General features: G+C 70.0%; 1 protein-coding gene. It reads right to left on the bottom strand.

Annotated elements, in window-relative coordinates:
* The coding region (locus tag M3147_RS19040) for a histidine phosphatase family protein (protein ID WP_251204964.1) at positions 1-367 on the bottom strand (367 nt) is incomplete at its 3' end.
* Between the last annotated feature and the right edge of the window lie 80 nt (positions 368-447).

Raw genomic sequence — 447 nt, 5'->3', positions numbered from 1 at the left:
CCTCGGGGTAGGCGTCGCGGATGCCGCGCCCGGTGAGCATGTCGGTGACACCCATGTCGCGGTCGCGCAGACGCTCGTCGACGAGGACGGGCAGTTCGAGCGACGCCTTGTCGAGCGCGATCTGGCCCGTCTGACGCGCGCGTCGATACGGGCTCGTCCACGTGACGTCCGGCTGATCGTCGGCGGGCTGTTTCGCGAGCCACGTGCCGACGGCGGCGGCTTGTCGGCGGCCGAGTTCGCTCAGTTCGATGTCGGGGTCGCGCACGGGCACGTCGATGCGCTCGAGGTCATCGCGCAGCGCCGCCTCCGCTGCCACGTTGCCCTCCGACTCGCCATGACGCACGAGAACGAGAGTTACCTGATCCACACCGTTGACGCTATGCCCTGCCATCGACGACGCGCCACTCCCCCGCGCCACCCGTGGGCACGCGCGTCAGTGCACGAGAC

This window comes from Agromyces mediolanus (assembly GCF_023715325.1).
GTDB lineage: Bacteria > Actinomycetota > Actinomycetes > Actinomycetales > Microbacteriaceae > Agromyces > Agromyces mediolanus_A.
This window is presented reverse-complemented; position numbering and strand designations above follow the sequence as displayed.